We start from the raw sequence: 4655 nt of genomic DNA on the forward strand, positions 1-4655 counted from the left end.
GTCTTCTAGTATTATTTCTCATAACTTCCATATAATAATCTAATTTTTCTTGACTAATTCCTTTTTCTGATTTATTAAAATTACTAATTAATTGTTCTGCAGAATTTATTACATTTAAAGGAGTTCTTAGTTCGTGAGACAAGTTTATAAAGTAATTATTTTTACTTCTCTCTGCCTCTATTAATTGATCAAATAACATACTATTTTTTTTCATTTCTCGACTTAACTCTTTAGTTCGTCTATCTACTAATTTATCTAGTCTCTTTACTCTCATAAATTCCATGTATATAATAACTATAAACATAATCATATATGCCATTATAGCCTTTTCACTTTTCCATATAGGTGTATCTATGGTAAAAGTAACCTGATTTTCTTCTCCTACACTTCCATCTTGACTTCTAGCTTTTATTTTAAATGTATATTTCCCCGGATTTAATTCATTAAAAATTACCTCATTATTATTTACCTCTATCCAGTCATCACTTAAACCTTCTAATTTATAATAATACTGAACTTTACTTCCTTTTTTGTATTCAGGAATAAAGTATTTAATTCTAATTAAATTTTCATCATGTTTAAATGATAATCCATCTATATCAGAATAATTTTCTCCTTCTACTTCAAATTTATCAAAAGTCACCTTTGGCGTATAAGAAACCCTAGATATTTTTTCAGGATTAAATATATTTATTCCCTTTATTCCCCCAAAAATAAATTCTCCATTTTTACATTTATAATATGCCTTACCATTAAACTCGTTGCTTTGTAATCCATCAGTACTACTTAAATTTTTAAATTTATTAGTTTTTAGATTTAAATTGGATATTCCATTATTAGTGCTCATCCAGGGATTACCTTCATCATCTAGCATCACTCCATATACTGTATTACTGGATAAACCATCTTTTTCAGTATATACATGATACCTTTCTGTATCTATATTAAATTTAATTAATCCATCGTTACTACCTATCCATAAGTTATTATTTTTATCCTCTGTTATAGATCGTATTGTATTAATACTATTTTTTTTAGTATTATCATTAAATTTATCATAAGTTATTACGCTTCTATCTTTTGGATTAATTTTTATTAATGTTCCGCTTATATATTCTCCTAGCCAATACATTCCCTTACTATCTTCATAAATTTCTTCTATATAGACTTCTGACAATCCCTTTTCTTCTAGAATCTTAGTTATGTCTATAATCTCATTAGTTTCTGTATTTAAAATATTTAGACTTTCTGCCGAACCTATCAACAAGTAACCTTTACTATCTAAAAGTAAACTTTTTATATTATTATGGGTCAGCCCATTTTCTGTAGTGTATTTAGTTACTTTCATATTATTTTTATCTATTTTATTTACACCATTTCTAGTTCCAACCCAAATAATGTTATCTTTACCTGTTATAACCTTTATCGCGTTCGTACTTAATCCGTACTCATTATCACCTTCGTATATATGACTTATTTTATCATTTTTTCTATCTACAATATTTAAACCCTTATCTCTCGTACCTATCCAAAGCAATCCTTCTTCATCTTCATAAATACCATGTATTACATTATCACTTAAAGAATTATCATTTAGAGGATCATTTTTATAAAGTTTTATATTATTTTCTGGATCAAATATACTTATCCCTGTATATGTACCAACCCACAACAATCCACTTTTATCTTGCATTAAGGTAAATACTATATTATTTGACAAACTGTTAATATCATAACTTTTATTGGTATATGTAATAAACTTCTCTCCACCTTCATACTTACTAAGACCATTTTCAGTTGCAATCCAAATTGAACCTTCATTATCTTGTAATATTCCTCTCGTACAATTCGATGGTATAGACTTAGGATTATTTTCATCAAATTTAAATGATGTCACCTTATTTGTTTTTATGTTTAGTCTATTTAATCCATTCTCATATGTTGAAACCCATATATTATTGTAATCATCGCATATTATAGAATTAATTTTATCCCATTTTACATTTGAGTTCTCATCATTAGTATAATGATAAATTTTCTTACTTTTAGTATCTATTTTATTTAATCCACTTTCTGTACCTATCCAGATATTATTATCTTTATCTTCCTTCATATCAGATATATTATTATTAGTTAATTCATTATTATCACCTAAGATTTTGCTAAAAGAATCTTTTTCTTCATTATAAAGATATACTCCATTATAAGTACCTATAAGCACACTTCCATCCTCAGTTATCAATATACTTTTTATATTATAAAAAGGAGTGTCTTCATTATTATTGTAGCAACGATAATTCTTTATAGAATAATCATCTAAATTTATAATACTTAAACCATCATCTATACCAACCCATAAATATCCATTCTTATCTTCTGCAAGAGCTATTATATAATTACTTACTATAGAATTTTCATCTTCATCATCTGACTTAAACACTTTAAACTCTGAACCATTATATCTATTTAAACCATCATTTGTTCCTATCCATATGTATCCATCACTATCTTGCAGCATAACTTCTACTGTAGATTGAGACAATCCATCATCTATAGTTATATTTTCAAAACTAATTTGTTCAAATGCATTTGAACAAATAGTAAACATATTTATCATTACCGTACTTGTAATAAGTACTAGCATCCACTTGCAATTCTTATAATTCTTCACTATATTACCCCTTTATACCACTTTTTCTATAACACCTTTATAATACTATAATTAGTTCCTATTTTGAACTAAATTCTACAATATTTTTACATTATTATAAAATAATCTAAAAACTAAACTTTTATAGTTCATATTATTTTCAAAATAAAAATATCTTAAAATATTACATAAAAAAAGTGAACTTAGTAAATAAGTTCACAAATTTAAATATATAATTTTATAAAGCAACTATTAATCCTAAAATTAAAGCACTTAATACACTCACAAAAAATCCACCAATCATACCCTTAAGAGCTAACTTTGATAGTTGATTTCTTTTTTCTGGACAAAAAACTGATATCCCTGATATACAAATACCCATACTAGATATATTAGCAAATCCAGTTAATGATACTGCAAGCATTAACCCTGTTCTATAATCTAAAGAACTTATCACTTGTCCAAGTTGTCCAAAAGCAACAAATTCATTTAAGACTAACTTGCTTCCAAGCAATTGACCTGCTAGTGAAATATCTTGTGCATTTATTCCCATGAAAAATCCTATTGGTGCAAATATTATAGATAATATCTTTTCTAAAGATAAACCAAAGATTCCTAAAGCTCCATTGACTAATGCTACTAATGAAATAATAGCTATTAAAGATGCACCTATACCTAGAACCATACTTAAACCGTCCTGTGCTCCTTGTGTAATTGCTGATATTAAGTTGGTATTATCTCCTTTATTATCAATTGTTACCTCTTCAATTTCATTTTCTTTTAAGGATTTATTTTCTGGTAAAATCAATTTAGAAACAATTATACTTCCAAGAGGAACTAATGCTCCACCAATTAAAAGATACTGCATAGGTATTCCCATACCTGCATATCCAATAAGAACACTTGCGGACATACTTCCCATACCAGAAATTAAAACTAACATTATCTCACTTTCAGTCATAGACTTTAAGTATTTACTTACTAAAATAGGTGATTCCGTCTGTCCTAGAAACATATTGGCAACAGCAACAAAACTTTCTACCTTTGAAGTTCCAAGGAACTTTCCAATAATTCCTCCTATTAGTTTAACAACAGCACCTATAACACCTAAATAATATAATCCTGCCACTAATGCAGAAATAAATATTATATTTCCTAGAGTTTGTATTCCAAATATAAATCCAGTTGGAGCTCCACCATCAGCAAGAGAACCAAATATAAACTCTAATCCTTCTGATCCGTAACTTAATATTTGGGTTACAAAATCAGATACGTTTTCAATTAGTACCTTACCTAAAGGGAATTTTACTAATAAAAAAGCTAATATAAATTGAGCTCCCAACGCTTTTATTATTATTTTTTTATTAATATTTTCCTTATTACTAGAAAATAAATATAAAATACATAGTAATAAGAGTATTCCTGTTAAATTTAACAATATCTTCATAAACTTTCACCTATCTCTTATATATAAATTATTTTTTATGTCCACATTATTATATTATAAATTCTATTGCTTATATATTTCAATAGTTTTTATCTTATTTCAACATATTACCTTATATAGAGTAAGTATCCCTTATTTAAATTAATTAATACCTGAAAAATTATGTATATCCACAATTCAAATGAAATATATTTTATCTAAAATTAAAAAATTCGCTTCGCTCATGTCGCCAACGGCTTTTCCTGTTGCTCAAAATTTATTTTTTACAACTTCTCAAGCACATTGATAATGCTTTACCCTAGTAGTTTTCCACAATTTCAAACTCAATATAATTTCCTTGTATGTAAAAAAATCCAACCACAGATAAACTATGAATTGGACTTTTACATTATATTTTTTATAAATTTTTCTTTATATAATTACTTTTATATGACAATTCATTAGTGCTATGAATTCTTTATCTTATAAAAATTTTTTCATTTATAAATTTCAAATTCTATATCTGTCTAAATGTCTATTTGTATTTTTAATCTTCTTTTTATGCATTTAATATATACA

At 26.2% G+C, this 4655-nt stretch carries 2 protein-coding genes; both read right to left on the reverse strand.

Annotation, left to right across the window (positions count from 1 at the left end; all coding sequences use genetic code 11):
• On the reverse strand, positions 1 to 2671 hold a 2671-nt coding region (locus tag J7G74_RS02405; protein ID WP_297131429.1), incomplete at its 3' end, for a ligand-binding sensor domain-containing protein.
• Between the two features lie 217 nt (positions 2672 to 2888).
• Positions 2889 to 4097: a NupC/NupG family nucleoside CNT transporter gene (locus tag J7G74_RS02410; RefSeq protein ID WP_297131432.1), complete on the reverse strand. Its 1209-nt coding sequence runs from the start codon at positions 4095 to 4097 to the stop codon at positions 2889 to 2891.
• Between the last annotated feature and the right edge of the window lie 558 nt (positions 4098 to 4655).

Origin of the sequence: Terrisporobacter sp., assembly GCF_017888745.1 — a bacterium.
GTDB lineage: Bacteria > Bacillota > Clostridia > Peptostreptococcales > Peptostreptococcaceae > Terrisporobacter.